Origin of the sequence: Nocardia nova NBRC 15556, assembly GCF_001613005.1 — a bacterium.
GTDB classification, from domain to species: domain Bacteria; phylum Actinomycetota; class Actinomycetes; order Mycobacteriales; family Mycobacteriaceae; genus Nocardia; species Nocardia nova.
In genome coordinates this window covers 1-23,347 of record NZ_BDBN01000041.1, presented here as the reverse complement: position 1 = coordinate 23,347, position 23,347 = coordinate 1, and the positions used below count along the sequence as shown (strand labels likewise).

General features: G+C 68.4%; 21 protein-coding genes. 11 read left to right on the top strand and 10 right to left on the bottom strand.

What is annotated here, in order from left to right:
- Nucleotides 1–22 precede the first annotated feature (22 nt).
- From NN2_RS17705 to NN2_RS17690, 4 genes are all read left to right on the top strand, one after another.
- Nucleotides 23–844: a DUF3097 domain-containing protein gene (locus NN2_RS17705; protein WP_063015043.1), complete on the top strand. Its 822-nt coding sequence runs from the start codon at nucleotides 23–25 to the stop codon at nucleotides 842–844.
- A 58-nt stretch (nucleotides 845–902) separates the two neighbouring features.
- Entirely contained in the window at nucleotides 903–1,808 is a 906-nt protein-coding gene (locus NN2_RS17700) for a dienelactone hydrolase family protein (RefSeq protein ID WP_063015041.1), read from the top strand.
- Complete coding sequence (locus NN2_RS17695) at nucleotides 1,805–3,202, top strand: glycoside hydrolase family 27 protein (protein ID WP_156511363.1); 1,398 nt, start codon at nucleotides 1,805–1,807, stop codon at nucleotides 3,200–3,202. The genes NN2_RS17700 and NN2_RS17695 overlap by 4 nt, the downstream gene beginning before the upstream one ends.
- Before the next feature lie 126 nt (nucleotides 3,203–3,328).
- Nucleotides 3,329–4,144 carry an acyl-CoA thioesterase domain-containing protein gene (locus tag NN2_RS17690; RefSeq protein ID WP_063015039.1) on the top strand — a complete coding sequence of 272 codons (816 nt, stop codon included), beginning with the start codon at nucleotides 3,329–3,331 and terminating at the stop codon, nucleotides 4,142–4,144.
- A 164-nt stretch (nucleotides 4,145–4,308) separates the two neighbouring features.
- Here NN2_RS17690 and NN2_RS17685 read toward each other — a convergent pair whose 3' ends face one another.
- Both NN2_RS17685 and NN2_RS17680 read right to left on the bottom strand, forming a co-directional pair.
- A complete protein-coding gene (locus tag NN2_RS17685; protein WP_082857060.1) occupies nucleotides 4,309–5,382 on the bottom strand; it encodes an NAD-dependent epimerase/dehydratase family protein in 1,074 nt (357 codons plus the stop codon).
- Nucleotides 5,379–6,449, bottom strand: a complete 1,071-nt coding sequence (locus NN2_RS17680) for an NAD(P)H-dependent amine dehydrogenase family protein (protein ID WP_063015037.1) — start codon at nucleotides 6,447–6,449, stop codon at nucleotides 5,379–5,381. Before NN2_RS17680 ends, NN2_RS17685 begins: the two co-directional genes overlap by 4 nt.
- A gap of 215 nt (nucleotides 6,450–6,664) precedes the next feature.
- Between NN2_RS17680 and NN2_RS17675 the strand changes: the two genes are divergently transcribed.
- Together NN2_RS17675 and fadD8 are read left to right on the top strand one after the other, a co-directional pair.
- Nucleotides 6,665–7,405: a glucose 1-dehydrogenase gene (locus NN2_RS17675; protein WP_063015035.1), complete on the top strand. Its 741-nt coding sequence runs from the start codon at nucleotides 6,665–6,667 to the stop codon at nucleotides 7,403–7,405.
- A gap of 30 nt (nucleotides 7,406–7,435) precedes the next feature.
- A complete protein-coding gene (gene fadD8 / locus NN2_RS17670) occupies nucleotides 7,436–9,055 on the top strand; it encodes a fatty-acid--CoA ligase FadD8 (protein WP_063015033.1) in 1,620 nt (539 codons plus the stop codon).
- 14 nt (nucleotides 9,056–9,069) lie between these two features.
- On the opposite strand, the gene NN2_RS17665 is transcribed toward fadD8, so the two are convergent.
- Nucleotides 9,070–9,663, bottom strand: a complete 594-nt coding sequence (locus NN2_RS17665; RefSeq protein WP_063015031.1) for a winged helix-turn-helix transcriptional regulator — start codon at nucleotides 9,661–9,663, stop codon at nucleotides 9,070–9,072.
- A 92-nt stretch (nucleotides 9,664–9,755) separates the two neighbouring features.
- Between NN2_RS17665 and NN2_RS17660 the strand changes: the two genes are divergently transcribed.
- The 4 genes from NN2_RS17660 to NN2_RS17645 all read left to right on the top strand — a co-directional run bounded on the left by NN2_RS17660 (nucleotide 9,756) and on the right by NN2_RS17645 (nucleotide 15,029).
- Nucleotides 9,756–10,967 carry a pyridoxal phosphate-dependent aminotransferase gene (locus NN2_RS17660; RefSeq protein WP_063015106.1) on the top strand — a complete coding sequence of 404 codons (1,212 nt, stop codon included), beginning with the start codon at nucleotides 9,756–9,758 and terminating at the stop codon, nucleotides 10,965–10,967.
- Nucleotides 10,968–11,074: 107 nt separating this feature from the next.
- Nucleotides 11,075–11,488: a hypothetical protein gene (locus NN2_RS17655; RefSeq protein ID WP_063015029.1), complete on the top strand. Its 414-nt coding sequence runs from the start codon at nucleotides 11,075–11,077 to the stop codon at nucleotides 11,486–11,488.
- Nucleotides 11,489–11,781: 293 nt separating this feature from the next.
- The gene (locus NN2_RS17650) at nucleotides 11,782–14,136 is read left to right on the top strand and encodes an arylsulfatase (RefSeq protein ID WP_063015027.1); all 2,355 of its coding nucleotides are present in this window, start codon (nucleotides 11,782–11,784) and stop codon (nucleotides 14,134–14,136) included.
- Between the two features lie 83 nt (nucleotides 14,137–14,219).
- Entirely contained in the window at nucleotides 14,220–15,029 is an 810-nt protein-coding gene (locus tag NN2_RS17645) for an Rv1486c family protein (protein WP_063015025.1), read from the top strand.
- Here NN2_RS17645 and NN2_RS17640 read toward each other — a convergent pair.
- Nucleotides 15,026–15,895 (bottom strand): hypothetical protein, encoded by an 870-nt coding sequence (locus tag NN2_RS17640; protein ID WP_063015023.1) that lies wholly within the window; start codon nucleotides 15,893–15,895, stop codon nucleotides 15,026–15,028. The two genes, NN2_RS17645 and NN2_RS17640, sit on opposite strands and share 4 nt — an antisense overlap.
- Nucleotides 15,896–16,075: 180 nt before the next feature.
- Here NN2_RS17640 and NN2_RS17635 point away from each other — a divergent pair, with 180 nt between their 5' ends.
- Complete coding sequence (locus tag NN2_RS17635; protein ID WP_063015021.1) at nucleotides 16,076–16,825, top strand: S1 family peptidase; 750 nt, start codon at nucleotides 16,076–16,078, stop codon at nucleotides 16,823–16,825.
- Here the strand turns inward: NN2_RS17635 and NN2_RS17630 are convergent, their stop codons facing one another.
- From NN2_RS17630 to NN2_RS17605, 6 genes are all read right to left on the bottom strand, one after another.
- Complete coding sequence (locus NN2_RS17630; protein WP_063015019.1) at nucleotides 16,826–18,439, bottom strand: FMN-binding glutamate synthase family protein; 1,614 nt, start codon at nucleotides 18,437–18,439, stop codon at nucleotides 16,826–16,828. It lies immediately after the preceding gene.
- Between the two features lie 56 nt (nucleotides 18,440–18,495).
- A complete protein-coding gene (locus NN2_RS17625) occupies nucleotides 18,496–19,545 on the bottom strand; it encodes a ferrochelatase (RefSeq protein WP_063015017.1) in 1,050 nt (349 codons plus the stop codon).
- 20 nt (nucleotides 19,546–19,565) lie between these two features.
- Entirely contained in the window at nucleotides 19,566–20,402 is an 837-nt protein-coding gene (gene inhA / locus NN2_RS17620) for an NADH-dependent enoyl-ACP reductase InhA (protein ID WP_030514528.1), read from the bottom strand.
- A 61-nt stretch (nucleotides 20,403–20,463) separates the two neighbouring features.
- On the bottom strand, nucleotides 20,464–21,183 hold the full coding sequence (gene fabG1 / locus NN2_RS17615) for a 3-oxoacyl-ACP reductase FabG1 (RefSeq protein ID WP_063015016.1): 720 nt from the start codon (nucleotides 21,181–21,183) through the stop codon (nucleotides 20,464–20,466).
- A gap of 57 nt (nucleotides 21,184–21,240) precedes the next feature.
- Nucleotides 21,241–22,245, bottom strand: coding sequence for a VWA domain-containing protein (locus NN2_RS17610; protein ID WP_030514530.1), 1,005 nt, complete (start codon nucleotides 22,243–22,245; stop codon nucleotides 21,241–21,243).
- Nucleotides 22,242–23,219, bottom strand: a complete 978-nt coding sequence (locus NN2_RS17605) for a DUF58 domain-containing protein (protein WP_063015014.1) — start codon at nucleotides 23,217–23,219, stop codon at nucleotides 22,242–22,244. Before NN2_RS17605 ends, NN2_RS17610 begins: the two co-directional genes overlap by 4 nt.
- Between the last annotated feature and the right edge of the window lie 128 nt (nucleotides 23,220–23,347).

Sequence of the window (23,347 nt, the reverse complement as noted above, 5' to 3'; positions counted from 1 at the left end):
GGAAACAGGTAGTTTCGGCCGGGTGAGTGCGCGCGACTACGGTGACATCTATTCCGGACATGCTCGAACCCGCAAGCGCGCGGTACCGCAGGTCGTCGCCGAACGCGATCTCGTCGCCGAGGACGCGGCCAGCGGATTCTGCGGCGCCGTGGTCGGTTTCGAGCGCACCTACGACGGCGACTTCGTCAAACTCGAGGACCGTGGTGGAAGGGTCCGGTTGTTCGCCTTGCGGGAGGCGGCGTTCCTCATCGACGGCCGGCCGGTGACGCTGGTTCGTCCGACAGCGGCCGCGCCGGCCGCGCCCACCCGCTCCGCCTCGGGTTCGACGCGGGTGGAGGGGCTGCGCGCCCGCGTCGCGCGCGCCAGCCGGATCTGGGTCGAGGGCGTCCACGACGCGGCGCTGGTGGAACGCGTGTGGGGGCACGATCTGCGCGTGGAGGGCGTGGTCGTGGAGCATCTGGAAGGACTCGACCATCTCGCCGAGCGTCTGACCGACTTCGGCCCGGAGCCCGGCCGCCGGGTCGGGGTACTGGTCGATCACCTGGTCACGGGGTCCAAGGAGACGAATCTGACCACCGGCCTCGGTCCCCACGTCCTGGTGACGGGTCATCCCTACATCGATATCTGGCAGGCGGTGCGTCCACAGGCCCTCGGTATCGAGGCCTGGCCGCAGGTGCCGCGCGGTGAGGACTGGAAGACCGGTGTCTGCCGCCGCCTCGGCTGGGGTACCCCGTCGGAGGGCTGGCGGCGGGTCTACAACGCCGTCGACAGCTTCCGCGATCTGGAGGCGCCGCTGCTGGGCGCGGTGGAACAGCTCATCGACTTCGTCACCGAACCGGAGTGAGGACGCCGGTTCGCCGTACGCATGCCGATCCACAGGTTGCGTGGTTACGCTGGCCGGTATGACGCCGCTGCAGCGCTACATCGCAGAGGAGATCGGTACCGACCACGCCGAGGGCCTGCTCAGCCGCCGGGAGGCGCTGCGACGGCTGAGCCTGCTCGGGCTAGGCACCCCGGCCGCGGTGGCGCTGCTGGCCGCGTGCGCGCAGCGCTCCGGCACCCCGGCGGGGACGACGAAGCCCACCGCACCGGCAAGCTCGGCCCCACCACCGGGAACCGCGACCGCGGTTCAGCCCACCACCGCGATCACCTTTCCCGGCCCCGACGGCCGCACCCTGCAGGCCGCCTGGGCCGCCGCGGCGCAACCTCGCGGCGGCGTCCTGGTGATCCACGAGAACAAGGGCCTCACCGACCACATCCGTTCCGTCGCAGGGCGTTTCGCCGGAATCGGCTATTCCGCGCTCGCGGTGGATCTGCTCTCCGAAGAGGGCGGCACCACCACCTTCACCGACCCGGCCGCCGCCACCGCGGCACTCGGCAAGGCACCGCAGGACCGTTTCATCGCGGATCTGCAAGCCGGTGTGGCGGAGCTGGGACGCCGGGTGCCGGGAAAGAAGCTGGGCGCCACGGGTTTCTGCTTCGGCGGCGGCCTCACCTGGCTGTTGCTCACCCACGGCACCCGGGAACTGGCCGCGGCCACGCCCTTCTACGGTCCGTACCCCGGTGACGACGACATCACCACGGCGACGGCGGTTCTCGCGGTGTACGGCGCACTCGACAAGCGTGTCGACGCCACCCGGCCCGCGGCCGAGGCGGCGTTGAACCGTGCCGGCGTGCCGCACGAGATCTTCGTCGCCGACAACGCCAATCACGCGTTCTTCAACGACACCGGCGCGAACTACCAGCCCACCGCGGCCGCCGCCGCCTGGCAGCGCGTGACCGACTGGTACGCGCAGTATCTCGGTTGAGGCGCGCCGATGCGATCAGGCTCGCGGTCCTCGCGGCGGGTCTCGTCGCGGCGGGTGCGGCGATGTCCGGGAGCGCGGTGCGTCCGCCGTTGTTCGAGCCGGCCGCCGTGCGGGCGACTCCCCCGATGGGGTGGAATTCCTGGGATTCCGGAATCGCGCTGACCGAGCAGTCGGTGCGGGAGACGATCGACGCGATGGTGTCGAACGGTATGCGTGACGCCGGCTATCGCTACGTCGATCTGGACGCGGGCTGGGCTGCGCCGCAACGGGATTCGTCGGGTGATCTCGCGGCGGACCCGATCCGGTTCCCGCACGGCATCGCGGCGGTGGCCGGCTACGCCCACGAACACGGTATGTATCTGGGTCTGTACGCCAGTCCGTTCGACGAGATCTGCGGGCAGTCCCCCGCTACCGCGAGTCGCGGCCACGAACTGCAGGATGCGCGGCGATTCGCACAGTGGGGTGTCGACCTGCTCAAATACGATTGGTGCCGGACCGATGCGAACCACGACGAGCAGGTTCGCGATTTCGCCCGGATGCGCGACGCGCTGCGATCGACCGGACGCGGCATCGTCTACATGATCAACCCGAACAGCTCGGCGGACGCCCGCGCGGGCGTCGACTACGACTGGTCGGGCGTGGCGAATGCGGCCCGCAGCACCGACGATCTCATCCCGATGTGGCGCAACACCTTTCCCGAGCCCGATATCGGCGGATTCGACACCACGTCGGTCCGCGGTGTCGCCGATGAGGCGCAGGCCGCCCTGCAGGCCCGGCCCAGCCGTCCGGGATACTGGCCCGACCCCGACATGCTCGTCTCCGGACTGTCGATGTCGCAATTCCTCGGAGCCCATCTGGACGGTCTGCCCGGAACCGCCGTGCGCCGCTCGGCACTCACCGCCGCCGAGACCGCCTATCTGGCTCGGCGGTTGGGGATATCTCCGGACACGCTGGCGATGCTGCGCGATACACACACCCTGTCACCCGCCGAGGAGCAGGCGCATCTGTCGTTGTGGGCGATGCTGTCCGCCCCGTTCATCGCGGGAAACGATGTCCGCACGATGAGCGAGCCCACGCGCGAGCTGCTCACCGATGCCGGTGTGATCGCCATCGACCAGGACCCTCGGGTGGCGCCCGCGGCACCGCTGCGCCGCGATCACCGAATCCTCACCAAACCGCTGGCCGACGGTTCGGTCGCCGTGGCGCTGGTCAACCCCGGCGACCAGCCGCTCACGCTCGCGACCACCGCCGCCGAAACCGGTCTCGCCCAGGCATATTCGTACACGGTGCACGACATCTGGACCACGACGACCACGGTGACCGACGGCCGTATCGTCGCTCCGGACATCCCCGCACACGGCGTGGCCCTGCTGCGGATCACGCCCACCGGCTGAGATGTCCGGGCTGCCGTGGACCCATCGCCGACAACCGCGCGGATCGCGCCGTTCCGGACGTGCCAGCTGTAACGTGTTCCAGGACTGGACTTTCCAGCGAACGGACCGGAGGGGAATCGGAGATCGATGGTGAGCTTCTTTCGTGAAGACGGCGGCCGACTCGTGGCTCAGCCGCTGGCGGTCAGCCCCTGGACGCCGACGGGGCTGGCGGGAACCGGCGTATGCGGGCTGCTGGCCCGGGAATTGGAAGTACACTGCCCCGACGGGTTCGTCCCGGTCCGGTTCACTGCCGACCTGTACCAGCCCGTGGCGAACGCCGCCGTCGAGCTGAGCAGTACCGTGGTTCGCCGGGGCACCCGGATTTCCCTCGCCGACGTCTCGCTACGGCAGGACGGGCGAGAGCGCGCCCGGGCGACGGCCGTCTTCCTGGCCACCGGTGACGAGCCGCCGGGCGAGGTGTGGCATTCCGAGGAGGAGTTACCGATGCCGCCGTACGGATGCACTTCACCGGAGGGATCGCCGCCGCTGTTCAAGAGCGGCGACCGCGAGTGGACCGGAGATTTCGCCGCGAACCAGAATTCCGACCGCAAGATCGCGTGGCACAGCCTGCCACCTCTGGTCGCGGGCGAAGCGATCACCCCTTTTCAGCGCGCCGCGATCCTCGGCGACGGCACCAATCACGTCTGCCACTGGGGTTCGGACGGCGCCGGCTACATCAATGCCGATGTGACGGTGAATCTTTCCCGGTTGCCCCGCGGACACGAACTCGGGGTACGCGCCGACAATTCGATCGCCACGGCCGGTATCGCCATCGGCGTCGCCACGCTCTACGACCGCACGGGCCCGGTAGGCACCAGCGTCATCAGCACCCTTTCCAATGCCCGCCGTCGCATCGATTTCGCGCGCACCTCCGCCGCCGAAATCGGCGGCGTTGCCAGCTGATTCGCCCACTCTCCTATCGCGCCCGCGCGGCCTGGTGTCCGGTGGCCGGGCCGAGCATGGGCTACTCACTGCACAGCGGTGTGTGCTCGGTCGAACATGTCGCGACTCGGATCGTCTATCGATGACATGCGGCCGGATCCGCATCGCGTGCGGGCATCGGTGAGTCAGGGGCGATCCGGCTGCGGGTCGCCCAGCCTGGCGCGGATCGCGCCCCATGGGTCGGCGAATGTGTGCGCGCCGTCGCGGTACGGCGACAGGCGGCCGAGATACCATCGCATCACCGGTGCGAACGGACGGGTGAGAAGCCGCATTCGGCCTGTTCTGCTGCGGATTTCGGCGAGCATGTCCGGAAACGAGTGATGCTGGAAGCGCAACACTTCCTGCGAGCGGCCGGTATCCATCCAGTCCGTCGCGAACCAGTCCGCATCGCTGTCCGGGTTCCCGTCCAGCCCGCGTGGAATGGCCCCCGGTAATCCGGAGGCGGCGGCGATCGATGCGCCGATATCGCTCTGGCGCAACCGATGTGACGCGTCGCCGCCGATGAGGAAGACCTCGCGCACGGACGGCGTGACGGTCGCGGCCGTGAACGCGGCGGCCACATCGCGCACATCGACCGTGTTGATCCGTCCGTCGGCGGGCAGCGCCGCCTCGAAGGCGAGCATGTCGGCGTGCAGGCCGAGCATCGGCTCGATGGTGAGCACGCCGCCGAGCCGCAGGATCACCCACTCCAGCCCCGACGACCGCACCAGCTGCTCGGCTTCCGCCTTGTGCGCGCCGTACAGATCGGCCGGCCGCACCGGGGTGTCGGGCGTGAGCAATTCGCCGGACCGATGCGGGTTGCGCGAACCGTAGACCGCGATACTCGACGCGAGGACGAACCGCGGCGGCGCGGTGAGCTCGGCCGCGGCATCGAGCAGCGTCGCCGTGGCATCGACGTTGACCGCACGGGCGAGGCCCCGGCGCCGGTAACAGACCGGCGGGATGATCGCGGCGAGGTGGACGATCGCGCGGGGGCGCACCGATCGCAGCAGGTCGCGAACCTGGTGTGGCACAGTCAGATCGGCCCACCGCACCTCGACCCCGGCACCGGCACCGGCGGACTTGCGCGCGGCGCGGCGGTTGGCCGGGATGTCGAGGTCGGTCGCGACCACCCGCACCCCCTCCGCCGCGAGGGCGCGCACCAGCGCGGTGCCGACGAGTCCGAAAGCGCCGGTGACGAGAATCGGTCCCGAAGTCACTCCGACACCACGCTTCCGGCGATCAGCGGCAGGTCCAACGCGGTGCGGATTCCGGCGGGGGCAGCGACCACAGCGGGGATGGCATTGACGATCCGGCACGCGGCGGCGACGATCGCCGCGTGATTGTGGTCGCCGTGGCGGCTGGTGGGACAGATGTCGACGGTATAGGAGGGCTCGCCCACGATCTCGACCCGATAGGACCCGCCCGGCTGCGCCGGCTGCGGCCAATCGGGACGCAGATCGCTCCGCAGCCGGGTGGTGTGCTCGATGACGATGACCGGGCGGCCCTTCACCAGTCCGCGGATCTCGAAATGTATTGCCGCGACCGACCCTTCGGGCACATGCCCGGCCGCGATGTCGAAGCTCTCCGGCGCCGGTTCCCGTTCGTAGGATTCGGTGATCTCGTCGACGGTGATGCCCAGCCCCGCCTCCAGTTGCCGGATCGTCGTGCCCCAGGCCATGCCCAGCACGCCGGACTGCAGCAGCATCGGCACCTCGTCGAGGGGTTTACCGAATCCCATGACGTCGAACATGACCGTCGCGCCGTCATAGGTGGCGTAATCGGCGATCTCCGAACACCGCACCTGTTCGATGTCGCGGCAGGCGCCGGCGAAGGCGAGCGGGATCAGATCGTTGGCGAAACCGGGATCGATACCGGTGATGAAGATGCTCGCTTCCCCCTCGCGCGCGGCCTCCTCTAGCGGGGCGAAGAACTTGTCCGGCAGCACCTTCCACGGATATTGCAGCAGTCCTGGGGCCGACCCGACGATATCGACGCCGGCGGCGAGGATGCGGCGGCAGTCCTCGAGGGCTTCCAGCAGCCGGGTATCGCCCATCGCGCAGTAGACCGCGCAGTCCGGGCGCAAGGCGAGTAACTCCGCCAGGTCGCCGGTGGCGCGGACACCGGTGGTGACGTGCAGCCCGGCCAGTTCGCCGGCATCCTTGCCGACCTTCTCCTTCGTCGAGACGCACACGCCGACCAGTTCGAAGCGCGGGTCGTCGATCAGGCCGGCCAGTGCGAGCCGGCCGACGTTGCCGGTGCCGATGTGCACGACACGGATAGGCATTCATTTCTCCTCGGGTCGCTGCGGCCCAGCGCCGCGCGGTCGGGGTCGGCGTCGCCGCAACACCGTCGGACGATCACGCGAGCCACCGCCGGACATCTGTCTGGGCAGTACTACGATTATTCGGCGGCGGACACCGGATTCCCGGCGCACGCCACGGTCAGAGCCCTGGAACAGTGTCTAGAACATGTTCCAGTTTGCATGGTAGCGTCACCGGCATGGGACGTGTAGACGGCAAAATTGCACTCATCAGCGGGGGCTCGCGCGGTATGGGTGCGGCCCATGCGCGACTGCTCGTCGCCGAAGGCGCGAAGGTCGTGATCGGGGACATTCTCGACGACGAAGGCGCCGCTCTGGCCGGCGAACTCGGCGATGCCGCGCGTTTCGTGCACCTCGACGTGACCGAACCCGAGAACTGGGCGACGGCGGTGTCCACGGCGGTCGGCGAATTCGGCAAGCTCGACCTGCTGGTCAACAACGCGGGCATCGTCAACGGCAACTCGCTGCGCAAATTCGAACTGGAACAGTGGCGCCGCATCCTCGATGTGAACCTGACCGGAACGTTTCTCGGCATGCAGGCCGTGGTCGATCCGATGATCGCCGCCGGCGGCGGATCCATCGTCAACGTCTCCTCGATCGAAGGACTGCGCGGCGCGCCGTGGGCACACGGCTATGTCGCCTCCAAGTGGGGTGTGCGCGGCCTGGCCAAGTCGGCCGCACTGGAGTTGGCGCCGCACAACATTCGCGTGAATTCGCTGCACCCCGGGCTGATCCGCACACCCATGACCGCCGCCATCCCCGACGATCTGGTGACGATTCCGCTGGGCCGCCCGGCACAGCCCGAGGAGGTGGCGACCTTCGTGCTGTTCCTCGCGAGTGACGAATCCTCGTACGCGACGGGCTCGGAGTTCGTCGTGGACGGCGGTCTGGTGACCGCGGTGCCGCACAAGACCTCCTGACCCCGGACGACATCACCACCAGGAGCACAGATGCCCGAAACACACACCAGTACAATCGATCCCGCGACCCTGCTGCGGCTGCCGACCCATAACGGGCACGCCCTGCTCGCCGGACTGCGGCGTCATCGGCGCGACCCGGTCATGACACTCGGCGACACCGTCCTCACCGGCGCCGACGTCATCGACGCCATCAGCCGCTACATCGCCGCGTTCGCCGCCCACGAGGTCGGGCTCGGCACCCCGAGCGCGCTGCTCGCCCTCAACCGTCCCGAGGTGCTGTTCATTCTGGGCGCCGGCCAGATCGCCGGACATCGGCGCACCGCACTGCATCCGATGGGCGGGCTCGACGACCATGTGCACGTGCTGACCGACGCCGGGATCACGAATCTCGTCATCGATCCGCAGCCGGCGTTCGTCCGGCGCGCCCGCGAACTGGCCGACCGAGTGCCCGAACTGAAGCGCATCCTCGTCCTCGGCCCGGTACCGGAGGAACTGGCCGACGTCGGCGTCGACTTGATCTCCGCCGCAGCGCAATACACTCCGGAACCGATCGAAGCGGTCGACATCCCACCGGATTTCGTCGTCTCGATCAGCTACACCGGCGGCACCACCGGCAAGCCCAAGGGCGTCATCGGCACCGCCGGGACCATGGCGACCATGACCCAGATCCAGCTCTCGGAATGGGAATGGCCGCAGCGCCCGCGATTCCTGATCTGCACGCCGCTGTCGCACGCGGGCGCCGCGTTCTTCCTGCCGGTGGTGCTGCAGGGCGGGCAATGCGTGGTTCTTCCGCGATTCGACGCGGGTGAGGTGCTGCGCGCCATCGAGGAACACCGCATCTCGGCGACCATGCTGGTGCCGTCGATGCTGTACGCACTGCTCGATCATCCCGATATCGACTCGCGCGATCTGTCCTCGCTGGAGACGATCTACTACGGCGCCTCCTCGATCGATCCGAAACGCTTGACGCAGGCCATCGCGCGATTCGGCCCCATCTTCGCCCAGTACTACGGCCAGTCCGAAGCGCCGATGGTGATCAGCTATCTGGCCAAGGACGAGCACGACGAGGCTCGGCTCAGCTCCTGCGGCCGCCCGTCGGCGGCGCTGCGCACCGGGCTGATCGGCACGGACGGACAGCGCGTGGCCCCGGGCGAGGTCGGCGAGATCTGTGTCTCCGGGCCACTGTTGGCCGGCGGGTACCTGAATCTCCCGGACGTCACCGCGGAAACCTTCCGCGACGGCTGGCTGCACACCGGGGATCTGGCTCGCGAGGATCCCGACGGCTTCTGGCATATCGTCGGCCGCAGCAAGGACATGATCGTCACCGGCGGCTTCAACGTCTTTCCCCGAGAGGTGGAGGACGTCATCGCCGCCGATGCCCGCGTTCAGGGCGTTGCCGTCGTCGGCGTCGCCGATCCCCGCTGGGGCGAGGCCGTGACGGCGGCGGTCGTCTTCGACCCGGCCACCGCCGCCGATTCCGAGGCGGTGGCCGCGGCGATCGACGACATCCAGCAGGATGTCAAGCGCCGCAAGGGTTCCGTACAAGTTCCGAAACACGTCATCGTGGTCGAAGCGCTGCCGTTGACGGGGCTGGGCAAGGTCGACAAGAAGGCCGTGCAAGCCCTCGTCACCGCCGAACTCGAGCGGTAGGCAGAGACCCGGCCTTACGAGCGCTCCCCGCGCCCCGGCTCACTCACGACGTCGGCGAAACGTCGTGCGCCGGTGGCGATCTCGGTCGCCTCCGCCATATCCAGCCGGAATTCGTGGTCGGCGGCGGGTGCGGGGCCCTCGTGATGGCTGATGCCGGCGGCGCCGATGACGTAGTGCAGTGCCGTGTCGCCGATATGAACCGTGACCGTGCCGGCGGGCACGACCTCGGCGACCGCGCGTCCCAGCGGCAGCGCGAACCAGTGTGCGCGCACCGCGTCGGTGGCACGCCGCTCCCCCAGCAGCGGCGCCCCCCATTCCGACAGCGCTTGCAGCACAGGCCGCAGCGCCGCGCCGGCGGGTGTGAGCTCGTAGACGGCAGCCGCCGATCGCGACCCCACCTTGCGATGGGTGAGTATGCCGTCGCGTTCCAGATCCTTCAGCCGGGCCGCCAGAATATCGGTGCTGATGCCCGGAAGGTCGGCGAACAGATCGCTGTATCGCCGTGGCCCCGAGCACAATTCGCGAACCACCAGCAGATTCCAGCGGTCCCCGACGACTTCGAGCGCGCGGCTGACCGGGCAGTAGTGGTCATAGGTTCGGCGTGGCACATCCTCAGCCTATCTCAACACTTGGAAATTCCAAGCGAAAACTTGGAATAACCAAGTACAGTAGGCGGCCTACACGCCGGAAGGGGATGTTCATGCAGGTCAACCAGTCCAGCAAACTGATGGGAGTCTCGTACGAGATTCGCGGCCCGGTCGCCGAGCAGGCCGCGCGACTGGAAGCCGAGGGCCATCACGTCGTCAAACTCAACACCGGCAACCCGTTGCCGTTCGGCTTCGAGGCGCCCGCGGAGATCCTGCAGGACATCGTCCGCACCCTGCCCGCCTCGACCGGCTACTCGTCCTCGAAAGGTCTCTTGCCCGCGCGGCGCGCGGTGGTGCAGTACTACCAGACCCTCGGCGTCCCCGACCTCGACGTCGAGGACGTCTTTCTCGGTAACGGTGTCTCCGAGCTGATCATGATGGCGCTCACGGCGCTTCTGGAAAACGGTGACGAAGTGCTCGTTCCCGCACCGGATTTCCCGCTGTGGACGGCGGCGACGACACTCAACGGCGGCCGGCCGGTGCACTACATCTGCGACGAGGGCGCCGACTGGTATCCGGATGCGTCCGACATCTCGGCCAAGATCACCGACCGCACCCGCGCCCTCGTGCTCATCAACCCGAACAATCCCACCGGCGCCGTCTACCCGCCCGAGGTGCTGCGGGAGATCCTCGACATCGCCCGCCGCCACAATCTGGTGGTCTTCGCCGACGAGATCTACGACAAGATCTACTACGACGGCCTCACCCACACCTCGATCGCCGCGCTGGCGCCCGACCTGCTGTGCCTGACCTTCTCGGGCCTGTCCAAGGCCTATCGCTGCGCGGGCCTGCGCGGCGGCTGGCTCGTCGTCTCCGGTCCCACCGGCCACGCGGAGAACTACCTCGAGGGCCTCACCATGCTCGCGGGGCTGCGGCTGTGCGCGAATGTCCCTGCCCAGCAAGCGATTCAGGCCGCGCTCGGCGGGCACCAGAGCATTCACGACCTGACGCTGCCGGGCGGGCGCCTGCGCGAACAGCGCGACCGCGCCTGGGAGGCGCTCACCGCCATCCCGGGCATCACCTGCGTGAAACCCAAGGGCGCCCTGTACGCGTTCCCGCGCATCGATTCGCGCGTCTACGCCATTCACGACGACGAACAATTCGTGCTCGATCTCCTGCTGCAGGAAAAGCTGCACATCGTGCAGGGCACCGGCTTCAACTGGCCCACTCCCGACCATTTCCGGATCACCACCCTGCCGCACGCCGACGAACTGGAGGCCATCATCGAGCGGATCGGCCGGTTCCTCTCCACCTACCGGCAATAGCCGCGTCCGCCGCACCGCCGACGATCCGGCCACCGGTGATATCCGGAATCTCGCCGAGGTTTGGGGCGAATCCCGCGCGGCATTCCGATCGCAGGAAAGGAATCGCCATGATCGTCATTCTCGGGCTCGTCATTCTCATCGCCGCAGTGGTAGCCGGCGTCGTCGGTGTCGTCGTCAACACCGGCGCAAGCCATGCGGTGAACGGCAATTTCACGGCCTTCGGCTATCACTTCACCGGCTCCACCGGGACGCTGTTCCTCTACGGCATCATCGTCGGCGCGGTCGGCATGGTGGGGCTGAGCCTGCTGCTGGCCGGCACCCGCCGCAACGCCCGCCGTGCGAGCGCCGCCCGCCGGGAACTCGACGGCACCCGCCGCGACGCTCCCATCTACTACGGCCCCGCCCCTACCGCGGACGCACCGCACACCGCCTCCGAGCCGGTCGGTGGCACGCAGCCCGCCGCACCCAAGCGGGGTCTGGGCAGGATGTTCGGGCGCGGCCGGACCGTCCATCAAGCCTGATCGGGGCGGCCGGTGTCCGTGCCGCCTCTTTCTCCTTTTACCCACCTCCGGCACCCCTCCGCCCGGTACCATTTATGGGCGCACAGGGTGTGACCAGCCATATCCGGACGCCTTTCGCGAACCGGACGAGTGGCCGTCGCACGGCAGTCCCTATCGACTCTCGGCCGTTCGTACGAGTTCGAGAGTATCCAGCAGGCATCGAGGCCGCGCCCCGACGACCCACGGATGGACACGTGCGGGGGCGGCCCCGGACCGGATCGACAGTGATCCGATGACTCTCCGTCCGGAGGTGGATGGTGGCCGAGAAATTCGAAGGACATATCGCGCTCGACATTCGTGATTCCGTCGCCGACTGGAAGCCGTTCGCGGAACCGACCGCACCCCGCGGCGCGCCCAATGTGCTGTATCTGGTCTGGGACGACATCGGAATCGCCACCTGGGATTGCTACGGCGGGCTGGTCGAGATGCCGAATATGCAGCGAATCGCCGACCACGGAATCCAATTCACCCAGTTCCACACGACCGCGCTGTGCTCCCCGACGCGCGCTTCGCTGCTCACCGGTAGGAATCCGACATCCGTCGGAATGGCGACCATCGAGGAGTTCACCGACGGTTTTCCGAGTATGAGCGGCCGGATTCCCGACGACACCGCCCTGTGTTCGGAGGTCCTCACCGAGCGCGGATGGAATACCTACGCGGTCGGCAAATGGCATATGACTCCGCTCGAGGAAAACAACCTGGCGGCGTCGAAACGTCATTGGCCGCTGGGGCGCGGATTCGAGCGGTTCTACGGATTCCTCGGCGGCGAGGCCGACCAGTGGTATCCCAACCTGGTCTACGACAATCACCCGGTCACGCCGCCGTACTCGCCGGAGGACGGATATCACCTGTCGAAAGATCTGGCCGACAAGTCGATCGAGTTCATTCGCGACACCAAGGTCATCGCACCGGACAAACCGTGGTTCATGTACCTGTGTCCCGGGTGCGGTCACGCGCCCCATCATGTGCCGCGGGAATGGGCCGACAAGTACCGCGGCCGATTCGACATGGGATACGAGAAGTACCGCGAGATCGTGCTGGACAACCAGAAGCGCATGGGATTGATCCCGGAGGACACCGAACTGTCTCCGATGAACCCGTACGCGGACGCCACCGGGAGCAACGGCGAGCCCTGGCCGCTGCAGGACACGGTGCGCGCATGGGATTCGCTGTCGGAGGACGAGAAACGACTGTTCCGTCGCCAGGCGGAGGTATTCGCCGGCTTCCTGTCCTACACCGATGCCCAGATCGGGCGGGTTCTCGATTATCTCGAGGAGAGCGGGCAGCTGGACAATACGATCATCGTCGCCTTTTCCGACAACGGCGCCAGCGGTGAGGGCGGTCCGAACGGGTCGGCCAACGAGATGAAATTCTTCAACGGCTATGTCGACACGATCGAGGACAGCCTGGCCAAACTCGACGAGTTGGGGTCGCCGACCACCTACAACCACTACAGCATCGGGTGGGCGATGGCCTTCAACACCCCGTACAAGCTGTACAAACGGTACGCCTCTCACGAGGGCGGCATCGCCGACGCCTGTCTGCTCTCCTGGCCGGCCGGAATCGCCGCCCGCGGCGAACTGCGCCACCACTACCTCAACGTCTGCGATATCACCCCGACGGTCTACGACCTGCTCGGCATCACGCCCCCGGACACTGTGAAGAACGTGGCGCAGCGCCCGCTGGAAGGGGTCAGCTTCCGGGCCCTGCTCGACGATCCGAACGCCGACTCCGGCAAGCACACCCAGTTCTATTCGATGCTCGGCACCCGCGGCATCTGGCACCGGGGATGGTTCGCCGACGCGGTGCACGCGGCGTGCCCCTCGGGCTGGGGGCATTTCGACAGCGACCGGTGGGAGCTGTTCCATATCGAAGAGGACCGCAGCCAGATGCACGACCTGGCCGGCACGCATCCCGAGAAGCTGGAGGAATTGAAGGCGCTGTGGTTCGCCGAGGCCGAGAAGTACAACGGTCTGCCGCTCTACGATCTCGACATCGTGTCGGTGATGCTGCGCGACCGGCCGACGTACGCCAAGACCCGGGACACCGCCGTCTACTATCCCGGCATCGCCGAGGTGGGGCCGGGGGCCGCGCTGGAGATTCGCGGCCGGTCCTTCGCCTTGCTCGCCGAGACGACCATCACCAGTCCCGGCGCCGAGGGCGTGCTGTTCGCCCACGGCGGGCGCCTCGGCGGTCACACGCTGTTCCTGCAGGACGGACATCTGTACTACGTCTACAACTTCCTCGGCGAGGAGGAACAGGTGATGGTCTCCGACCGCCCGGTGCCGCTCGGTGACCACATCCTGGGCATGCGCTACGAACGGAAGGGCACGCGGCCGGACAATTTCACCCCGACCGGGGAGGCGGTCCTCTACATCGACGAGAACCCGGTGGGTTCGCTCGACGATATGCGGACCCAGCCGACCGTGTTCTCCGGCGTCGGCGAGGGCGTCCGGGTCGGTCGCGACGGCGGCCAGTCGGTATCGCCGCGCTACCACGCGCCCTTCCCGTTCACCGGCGGAGTCATGCACCAGGTCGTCGAGGATGTGAGTGGTAAGCCGTATCTCGACCTCGAAATGGCTGCCGCCGCTGCCTTTTCGCGGGATTGAGGCTGCCCGCCGCGGCAACCCCGACGCGCACGATAGCTGCACCAGTGCCCACGGGATTGCCGCGGCACCACTATCCTCGAACCATGTGTTCTCCCAGTGCCACGCTGACGGTGTGGGCGGGCTCGTGGCTGGCGGGCCGCAGCGCGCCCGACGACGTGCTGGACGCGTTGCGCGCCTGGTCTCCGCAGCACAGTGTCGCCGCCGGTGACCCGCTGACCGGCGGACGGACGGGACTGCCGTGGCCCTCGGCCGAGCCGTTGGAGGCCGGCACCGGAATCATGGTCCTGCTCAAGGTCATTCGCGAGGCGATGGCCGAGCCGGGGGCCCGGATGCGGCTGGTGCTGCCCGTGCCGGGCGATGCGCGCGGATTGCCGGCGGGCACCGAATTCGCCACGGCGGCAATGGATGCCGAGGAGGGCGTGATCGCCGGCGTACCCGGCGGCGAGGGTGTGGCGCTGGTGCCGCAGTGGACCGACGAGGAATCGCTGCAGTGGACGGTCTTCCACACCCCGGTTCCGGTCCCGGCACCGGATATGGCGCTCGGCGAGGCCGAATACGCGATGCGCGAGGCGGTGCGCGAGGCCGCGGAAGCCCTGATGCGGTTGCACACCACCGCGATCGGCGGCGACGACGATCCGCGCGAATTGATCGAGGCCGAATTGGCCGCCTGCTCGCGCCACATCTACCCCGACTCGGCGCCGCTGCGGGCTCGCCGCATCCTCGATTCGGCCGACCATGTGGCCGCGATCCTCACCGTGGCCCAGCAGACGGCCCCGTCCTCTCCCAGTTCGGCGAGCGCTGTACAGGCCCAGGAGACACTGCTGCGACCGCTGTGGAACGCCCTGCGCGCGGCCCGTCTGGCCGCGGTGAACGCGGCGGCCGGCCCGCGTTAGGTCGCGGCCTCGCCGGTGCGCGGCCCGGGCAGGTTCAGTTCGTAGTCGTTGTAGCGCCCGCAGACTCGCATGCCGATCCGGGCCAGGGCCGCGCGCAGCGCCTCGTCGTCGAATTCGAACACCCGCAGCACGGTGATATCGGGCATGACGGCCCGCAATTCGGCCACGACCGCACCGAACGCCGCGGTCAGCAGATCGGCGTCGGCCTCGCGGTGGGCGAACCCCTCCTCGGCGCTGATGTAGGCCTCGGCGCCACCGGCGAAGGTCGTGATCGTGGTGATCGGTTCCGTCGCCGAGCGGGCCGAGAGCACGGTCGTGAGCAGCACCCGGCCCGGCGGGTCGGCCGATTCGGCGAGGGTGTGCACCAGCCGCCGCAGGGGCGCGGTGGTGTCCGGTGCGGGCGGCCGGGTGAGATCCAGCTCCCACAGCCGCGCGTATTCGTCGACCCGCCGCGCTCCCAGTTCGACGGCCGCCCGGCCCGAGGGCCCGATATCGGTGCCCTGCCAGCGCAACACCCGGTATCCGCCGGCGGTGGCCCGGCGCACGGCCTCGGCGGTCAGGCGGCAGACCATCTCGGTTTCCGCCGCCTGCGGTTCGGACTCGTCGGCGCGGCCCAGATGCAGCGAATGCACGAGGCGCTGCGCGGACACCGCCTGCACCCACGCCTCGCCCAGCCCGGCATCGCGCAATTCCGCCCAGCCCAGCAGCTCACCGCCACCGCGGGCCGCGATCACGCCCAGCAGATCGGCGGTGCCGTCGGCGACGGACATATCTTCGAGCAGGGGCAACCCGGTGCGGCCCGCCAGTTCGGCGGCCAGCCGCAAACCCGTTCCCGGATGCTGGTCCCACTCCAGCGCGATGTCCACCTCCGCACAATAGCGGTGAATTAGCTGATCGCAGGCCAGTTACCGCGCGAAACGTCGGCGACCGGCCAGACGAGCTCAGAGCTTGCGCACCACCGTCTCCCCCTCGGCGAATTCGCTCCACCTCGTCATGGTCGTACGGTAGAACTTTCGGCGGGCAGGTCATACAGCATCGAGGTGGTCATGAAGATTTCCCCGCGCCGGGCGGCGGGCGCCGTCGCCGCCGCGCTCGCCTGCGCTCTGGTGCCGACGACGGCGGCGCAGGCCGTGGTCGGCGGTGTCCCGGTCAGCGCCGCCGACTATCCGTGGCTCGCGGCCATCGGCACGCCCGCCTATGCGACGAGGCCGGGCGGTCAGTTCTGCGCCGGTGCCCTGATCGCCCCGGACCGGGTACTCACCGCCGCGCACTGCGGCGCCCTGGCCCACATGCTGCCGGGGACGACGGTGACCTTCGGCCGCACCGATGTCGCCGGGCACGGCGGGGTCACCGTCGGAATCGCCGATGTCCGGATCGACCCGGCTTTCCGGGTCTCGCTGTTCGGCACGGATCTGAGCTATCACCACGGTGTCGCCGTCCTGGTGCTCAGCGCACCGGTCGCCCTGCCGACCGTGGCCGTCGCGGCGCCACAGGGAGCTACGGCGACGGTGGTCGGCTGGGGCGCCACCTCCGAGGACGACCAGTCCAACAGCGTGCTGCGAGCGGCGACGGTGCCGCTGGTGTCCGATGCGGCCTGCGCGGTCGCCTACGGCGCCGAATTCGATCCGGGCGAGGCGCTGTGCGCGGGCTCCCCCGCCGCCGACACCGCTGAATTCGACAGCGGCGGACCACTGTTGATCGACGGCAAGGTCGCCGGCGTCACCTCGTGGGGTAAGGGTTCGGCCGAACCCGGATTTCCCGGTGTGTACGCGCGGGTGCCCGCCCTCGACTTCTGATCACCGCGCCCGGACCGGCTGGGCCGGCGCGACCGGACGGAACGAATCCGGGTCGGCGGCCTCCCAATCGGCGCGCCAGCTCGCCGGCGGATGGACGAGCAGCTCCCCGGGCGCCAGCCATTCGTACAGTTCGGCGTACGACCGGATCTCGTTGGGCGCCACCTTCTTCCGCAGCATATGGGTATCCAGTTCGGCGGGGTCGTGCACACCCATCGAGGCCATCATCTGCATCGCCTGGCGCACCGTGGCCTCCTGATATCGCTGCACCCGCTCGGCCTTGTCGGCGACGTCGAGGGCACGCGCTCGCCGCGGATCCTGGGTCGCGACGCCGACCGGGCACTGATTGGTGTGGCAACGCTGGGACTGGATGCATCCGACCGCCATCATCATCGCCCGCGCGGCATTGGTGAAGTCCGCGCCCTGCACCAATCGCTTGACGATATCGGTGCCGGTGGCCACCTTTCCGCTGGCGCCCAGCCGGATCCGGTCCCGCAGACCGGTTCCGACGAGTGCGTTGTGCACGGTCATCAGACCGTCGGTCAGCGGCAGGCCGACATGGTCCTCGTATTCCAGCGGCGCGGCCGCCGTACCGCCTTCGGCGCCGTCGACGACGATGAAATCGGGTGCGGTGCCCTCGGCGATCATCGCCTTGCAGATCGCGAGGACATCCGTGCGCGAACCGACGCACAGCTTGAACCCGACGGGCTTGCCGCCGGACAGTTCACGCAGGCGGACGAGGAAGCGAATCAATTCGCGCGGGGTGTGGAATTCCGAATGCGAAGGCGGGCTGACACATTTCTCGTGTGCCGGCACCCCGCGATAGCGGGCGATCTCCTCGCTCACCTTCGCGGCCGGCAGCACCCCGCCGAGTCCAGGTTTCGCGCCCTGGCTCAATTTCACCGAGATCGCCTTCACCTGTTCGTAGCCGGCCTTCTCGGCGAACTGGTCCGGATCGAAGCGACCGTCGCGGGTGCGGGTGCCGAAGTACGCCGATCCGATCTCCCACACCAGATCCGCACCGCCCTCCAGATGGAACGGAGTCAGCCCGCCCTCACCGGTGTCGTGGGCGAAACCGCCGCGGGCGGCGCCGATGTTCAACGCGCGCAGCGCATTCCCCGACAGTGCGCCGAAACTCATCGCCGAGACGTTCAGCAGCGACATGGCATAGGGTTGCCGGCAGTCCGGGCCGCCGATCAGCACGCGCGGGGCCTGCTCCGGCTCGGGAAGCGCGGCCACCGAATGGACGAGGAATTCGTATCCGACCGCTTCGATATCGCGCTCGGTGCCGTAGGACAGTTCGCCGTGAATTCCCTTGGCGCGCTCGTAGATCATTGTCCGCACGTCGCGGTCGAAGGGGCGGCCGTCGAAATTCCGCTCGATGAAGTACTGCTGCAGTTCGGGCCGGATACTTTCGAGCAGGTAGCGCATATGCCCCAGCAAGGGATAGTTGCGCAGGATCGAATGCCGGCGCTGCGCCAGATCGTAGGCGCCGACCAGAACGAGCGATCCCGCTGCGACGGCGAGTATCCACCAGGCCCACGAACCGATCGCCGCGATCACGCCCAGGACGACCACCGCCACCGTGAGCAGACCGAAGAGGAAGAACCGCGTCATCGCCCCACCGCCACCTTTCGCACGTTCATACCGAGGGCATACCCGATCGGCGGCGGTTACTTTCGGCGACGCACGGGTTCACAGCATCCGGGTGCGCAGATCGCCCCGTTACGGGTGCAACCGTACCCGGGCACCGCGCCCAAGCGCCGTGGCTCGTTCCCGTCGAGATGTTCGCCGACCAGTTCGGCGACCATCCGGGCGAAGCGTGGGTCCGGGCCGGGGGTGGCGGCGCGGGCGAAAGCCATACCGAGTTCGGCGGCCTTCTCGGCGGCCTCGTTGTCCAGGTCCCAGACGACCTCGAGGTGATCGGAGACGAATCCGACCGGGCACACCACGACGGCCTCGACACCCTTGCCGGACAGCGCTTCCAGATGATCGACGATATCGGGCTCCAGCCACGGCACCTGCGGCGGTCCGGACCGCGACTGCCACACGACGTCGAAGTCGTCGAAACCCGTTGCCGCGGCGCACAATCGGGCCGCCTCGGCGACCTGGCGGCTGTAGAGGTGACCACCGTCGGCGGGCGGTCCGGCCGCGACGTCGGCGGCGACCGGGATCGAATGGGCGGTGAACACCAGCCGGGCCCGATCGCGCACTTCGGCCGGCAGGTCCGCCACCGCCGCGCGCACGGCGTCGGCGAAGGAGTCGATCAGCAGCGGATGATCGAAGTACTGCCGCAGCTTGGTCAGTTCCGGCGCCCCGTCGACGGCCGCGCGGGCACGCTCGATGTCCTCGTCGTACTGGCGGCAACCGGAGTAGCCGCCCCACGCCGAGGTCGGGAACACCAGTGCGTGGCCGATGCCGTCGGCGCGCATGGTGGCGACGGTCTCCTCGACCATCGGATACCAGTTGCGGTTTCCGAAGTACACCGGCAGATCCACTGCCCGTGCGGCGAATTCGGCCTCGATCGCGGCGATCAGCTCGCGGTTGAGCGCGTTGATCGGCGAGACGCCACCGAAGTGCAGATAGTGCTGGGCCACCTCGTCGAGGCGTTCCCGCGGTACGCCCCTGCCCCGAGTGACGTTCTCCAGGAACGGCATCACGTCCTCGGGGCGTTCGGGACCGCCGAAGGACAGCAGGAGCAGTGCGTCGACGGTCCCGGTCACGGCTGATTACCTCCAGGCTCTCAGTTGGCGGACCAGTTCTCCGGGAACCAGGTGTTGTGGCTGGCGCCGCCGTCGACGTAGATGATCGAACCGGTGGTGCCGGGCAGCCAGTCCGAGAGCAGGGTGACGATCGACTTGGCGACCACGGTCGGATCGTCGACGTCCCAGCCGATCGGCGAGGCACCGTCCCAGTAGGTGTTGAGCATGTTCAGCTGCTTGGCATCGTCGGTGGCGGTGCCGGCGATCGCCTTGGCGGCGAGGGTTTTGATCGGGCCCGCGGCGACCAGGTTGGAGCGAACCCGCTTGGCCTCGCCCACCTCTCGCGCCACGTAGCGGTTCACCGACTCCAGCGCGGCCTTCGCCACACCCATCCAGTTGTAGAACGGCATCGCGGTGCGCGGGTCGAAGTCCATGCCCACGATCGAGCCGCCCTCGTTCATCGCGGGCAGCACCGCGCGCGCCAGCGATGCGTAGCTCCACGCGGAGATCTCGAACGCCTTGGCGGCGTCGGCGCCCGGCCCGTCGAGGAACGGCAGCGCGTCGGGGCCCATCAGGGTGCGCGGGGCGAAGGCGATGGAGTGCAGCACGCCGTCGATGCCTTCGGGCGCGAGTTCGCGCACCTTGTCGGCGAGACCGGCCAGGTCCTCCTCGTTGGTGACGTCGAGGCCGATCGCGGGCGCGATTTCCTGGGGCAGGCGCTTGGCGATGCGGTCGATCAGGCGCAGCCGCTCGGGGATACCGGTGATGATCACCTTCGCGCCCTGCTCCTGAGCCACCTTGGCGGCGTGGAAGGCGATCGACGAATCGGTGATGATGCCGGTGATCAGGACGGTTTTACCGTCCAGGATTCCGCTCATGGGTGGTGAATTCTCCTCGGGGAAACTCGGATGGGAAGTCGACAGGCTCGGGGCCGCTGGCTCAGTGGCCCATGCCCATGCCGCCGTCGACCGGCAGGATCGCACCGCTGATGTAGGACGCGTCGTCGGAGGCCAGGAAGCTGATCGCCGCCGCGACTTCCTCGGGCTGGCCGATGCGGCCCGCGGGAATGACCTTCAGCGCCATCTCGCGCATGTCCTCGGTCATCTCTTCCCGAGTCATATCGGTGTCGATGAAACCGGGCGCCACCACATTGGCGGTGATGTTGCGTGAGCCGATCTCGCGGGTGATCGCGCGCGCCATGCCGACCAGTCCGGCCTTGGCCGCCGCGTAGTTCACCTGGCCGGGGCCGCCCATCTGGCCCACGACCGAGCCCAGGAAGATGATGCGGCCGAAGCGGGCCCGCAGCATCGCCCGGTTGGCGCGCTTGGCGCAGCGCCACGCGCCGGTGAGGTTGGCGTCGATGACCCGGGTGAACTGCTCCTCGCTCATCCGCATGAGCAGGGTGTTGTCGACGATGCCGGCGTTGGCCACCAGCACCTCGACCGCGCCCTGCTTGGCCTCGATCTCGCTGAAGGCCGAATCGATCGAATCCGAGTCCGTCACATCGCATTTCACGCCCAGAAGACCTTCCGGCGCGCCCGATCCACGATGGGTGACGGCAACCTTGTGCCCGTCGGCGGCCAGCCGCTGGGCCACCGCGAGACCGATACCGCGGTTGCCACCGGTCACCAGGACCGATCGGGAAGTGAAGTTCGACATGAATGTCAACCTATCTGTTCGAGTTCGACTGTCGTGGCCGGGTTGCGCGGTACCCGTTTATGGCAGGCGTTGACGATAGACCAAACCGCTCACCACACCCGCAGCGGTCAGCAGCAGACCCAGCAGCAACCACGGCCGGCTGGCATCACCCATCTGCATCTCGTAGCCGATCTGCTTGTCCAGGGTGTCGTAGACGGCGCTGAGTTCTTCCAGCGTGGAGGCGGTGTAGAAGTCTCCGCCGGAGATCTTGGCGATCTCGCGCAAGGAGTCGTCGTCGACCGGTACCCGGACGCGCTGGGAGCCCTTGCCGTCCTGATCCGGGATCTCGACCGAACCCCACGTGGTGCCGAAGGAGATGGTCGAGACCGGGACGCCCTTCTGTTTGGCGACCCGCGCCGCGACGAAGCCGTGGCGGGGATTGTCGACGTCCTTGTCGTCGGGCACGGTCTGCTTGCCGTCCGACATCAGCACGATCCGCGCCGGGGGCGGCGTCTGCGCCCCGCCCAGGACCGAGGCGAGCGTATCGATGGCCTGCAGGGCGCTGAAGATGCCCTCACCGGTGGCGGTCCGTTCGGCGAGCTTCATATTGTTGATCGCCGCCTTCATCGCCTCCCGGTTGGTCGTCGGGGAGACCTGAACCGACGCGGTACCGGCGAAGGTCACCAAGCCCAGGTTGATGCCCGGCGTGAGACCGTCCACGAAATCGGTCGCGGCCTTCTTCGCGACCTGGATCCGCGACGGCGGCACATCGGTGGCCTCCATCGACAGCGACACGTCGATCACCAGCATGACCGTGGCCCGGTTGCGCGGCACCTTCTTGGCCGCCTGCGGACCCGCCGCGGCGACCGTCAGCAGGGCCAGGCCCACCAGCATCAGCGCCACCGGCGCATGCCGCCAGTTACTGGGACGTTTGGGCGCCACGCGTTCGAGGGTCTCCATATTGGAGAACCGCAGCATGTGCCGTTTGCGACGCCGCTGGACGAGCACGTAGAGCAGCGCGATCGCGACGACGACGATGAGGAACGCCAGCCAGATCGCGGACGTGAAATGCGAAATACTCACTGTCGGGGAACCCGCCCGGTCGGGGCGCCGAAGGTGTGGCGCCGAGTGGACACGAAACGGACCACGTCGGCGATCCAGTCACGATCGGTGCGCAGCGTCATCACCGGCGCGCCGCAGCTGCGCAGCGCCGCCTCGACCTGTTCGCGATGCTGCTGGGCAGCACGTCCGAAATCGGCGCGCAGGGTGGGAGTGACGGTGAATTCGCGGGTGCGGCCGGTTTCGGGATCGTGGAGCACCACGTCACCGACGTCGGGCAGATCCAGATCCAGCGGATCCAGGATCTCCACACCGAGCAGATCGTGACGGCCGGAGATCGCGCGCAGCGAACGCTGCCAGTCGATCTCGCCGAGGAAGTCCGAAATGACAACGGCCAGACCGCGTTTGCGCTGCGGCCGGCGCAGCGACTCGATGGCGCCGCGCAGATCGCCGCGCACGCCGTCGCTCGCATGGGGGGTGGTGGCGATGCTGCGCAGCAGCGACTGGGCGTGCACCCGGCCGGTGCGGGCCGGAATCCGGTACAGCCGTTCGCCGTTGGCGACGACCGCGCCGATCCGGTTACCGCCGCCACTGGTCAGATGCGTCACCGCGGCGGCCGCCGCGACTACCAGATCGCGCTTCTGGCACAGCGCGGTGCCGAAGTCCAGACTGGCCGACAGGTCGACCACCAGCCAGGTCTCGAGCTCCCGGTCGGCGATCATCTGCCGCACGTGCGGATGGGTGGTGCGCGCGGTGACCGACCAATCCATCTGGCGCACATCGTCACCCGGCTGATACATCCGCGCGTCCCCGGGCTCCGACCCGGGGCCGGGGATCAGGCCGAGATGATCGCCGTGCAGGACGCCGTCGAGGCGGCGGCGCACCGTCAGCTCGAGGGTTTTCAACGCCGCCGACAATCGCGGATCACGTAGATCTCCGGACCGGAACGACGGCGGCGCGCTGTCGTGGTGAGCGGGGACGTGAGCTGAGTTCGTCACTGGCGCAACCGAATCCGATGCCCCGCTCACTGGCGCTGCGGCTGCCCGGCGCCCTGACCGTTCTGCGGCTGACCGGCCGGATGCGGGGCCATGGGCTGCGGCGCGGCAGCCTGCGGGCCCGGGGCCGG

What these genes read in the sequence shown, in the direction of transcription:
- NN2_RS17700 (WP_063015041.1), top strand. Translation starts at nt 903, where the DNA reads ATGACGCCGCTGCAGCGCTACATCGCAGAGGAGATCGGTACCGACCAC.
- NN2_RS17675 (WP_063015035.1), top strand. Translation starts at nt 6,665, where the DNA reads ATGGGACGTGTAGACGGCAAAATTGCACTCATCAGCGGGGGCTCGCGC.
- NN2_RS17655 (WP_063015029.1), top strand. Translation starts at nt 11,075, where the DNA reads ATGATCGTCATTCTCGGGCTCGTCATTCTCATCGCCGCAGTGGTAGCC.
- NN2_RS17680 (WP_063015037.1), bottom strand. Translation starts at nt 6,449, where the DNA reads ATGCCTATCCGTGTCGTGCACATCGGCACCGGCAACGTCGGCCGGCTC.
- NN2_RS17635 (WP_063015021.1), top strand. Translation starts at nt 16,076, where the DNA reads ATGAAGATTTCCCCGCGCCGGGCGGCGGGCGCCGTCGCCGCCGCGCTC.
- fabG1 (WP_063015016.1), bottom strand. Translation starts at nt 21,183, where the DNA reads ATGTCGAACTTCACTTCCCGATCGGTCCTGGTGACCGGTGGCAACCGC.
- NN2_RS17645 (WP_063015025.1), top strand. Translation starts at nt 14,220, where the DNA reads ATGTGTTCTCCCAGTGCCACGCTGACGGTGTGGGCGGGCTCGTGGCTG.
- inhA (WP_030514528.1), bottom strand. Translation starts at nt 20,402, where the DNA reads ATGAGCGGAATCCTGGACGGTAAAACCGTCCTGATCACCGGCATCATC.
- NN2_RS17690 (WP_063015039.1), top strand. Translation starts at nt 3,329, where the DNA reads ATGGTGAGCTTCTTTCGTGAAGACGGCGGCCGACTCGTGGCTCAGCCG.
- fadD8 (WP_063015033.1), top strand. Translation starts at nt 7,436, where the DNA reads ATGCCCGAAACACACACCAGTACAATCGATCCCGCGACCCTGCTGCGG.
- NN2_RS17650 (WP_063015027.1), top strand. Translation starts at nt 11,782, where the DNA reads ATGGTGGCCGAGAAATTCGAAGGACATATCGCGCTCGACATTCGTGAT.
- NN2_RS17660 (WP_063015106.1), top strand. Translation starts at nt 9,756, where the DNA reads ATGCAGGTCAACCAGTCCAGCAAACTGATGGGAGTCTCGTACGAGATT.
- NN2_RS17630 (WP_063015019.1), bottom strand. Translation starts at nt 18,439, where the DNA reads ATGACGCGGTTCTTCCTCTTCGGTCTGCTCACGGTGGCGGTGGTCGTC.